Below are 811 nucleotides of genomic sequence, written 5' to 3' on the forward strand. Positions count from 1 at the left end.
CGACCCCGACGGTGTGCTCCCCGCGCCTGCCCGGGCGTGGCTGACCGTGGCCGGCTGGCACCTCGACGAAACGGTGTGCCCGCGCTGCCGCCCGAGCCAGCATGCTGACGTGTCGCGGCCAGGCCGCTGACGGCGCGCACCGCGTTCGGCACGCCCAACGCCTCCGACGCCAACCCCACCGACCCTGACGACGGGTCCATCGAGACAACGCGGAGCAGGTGATCGGCGCACACACTTAAGTTCGGCTGGCTCGCCACCGCGGGCGGTGGGAGGGTGTGGCATGAGCCCCGGGCGGCGAACGAGCAAGTTCTCCAGGCTGGTCGATGACTTCCTCCCCCCCTGCGAGCAACGGGGCGTCGAGATGTCGCGGCCGCTGATCGAGCAGCACCTGCGCGACGCCGTCGCAGGGACCGCCCAGCACATGGGCGTCACCACCCAGACCGCGCTGCGCACCTACTTCGACGACAACTGGGGCCACCAAGCCGCGCACCTGCTCTGCGACCAGCACGACCTCGAACACACCAAGCTCGACACCACCCCCGACGCGGTACTCCCCCTCGCCTTCACCGGCCGCCCGGTCGCCGCCCTGGGCCAGGCCCACTTCTTCGCCGCGCTCAACACCGACCCCCACCTCACCGACATCGCCACCCGAACCCGCGCCGCCCACACCCCACCCGCCCAGGTCGAACCGCCACCAGAGCCCACCGGCACGGTGAGGACCGACGCAGTGGCCCCCGCCATCCGGGAAGCGTTACTGCAGGAGGCGGCGGGGGCCCGGCGACCGCGGTACGACGCCCGCACCGCCGGGGAG

General features: G+C 72.9%; 1 protein-coding gene. It reads left to right on the forward strand.

All coding sequences use genetic code 11. The features are described from left to right. Window positions 1-361: 361 nt before the first annotated feature. Window positions 362-811 (forward strand): hypothetical protein (locus D8M34_RS18425; protein ID WP_202976301.1); only part of this gene is annotated, 450 nt, incomplete at its 3' end.

The sequence above is a fragment of the Microbacterium sp. HSID17254 genome, assembly GCF_003989315.1.
Taxonomy (GTDB): domain Bacteria; phylum Actinomycetota; class Actinomycetes; order Actinomycetales; family Microbacteriaceae; genus Microbacterium.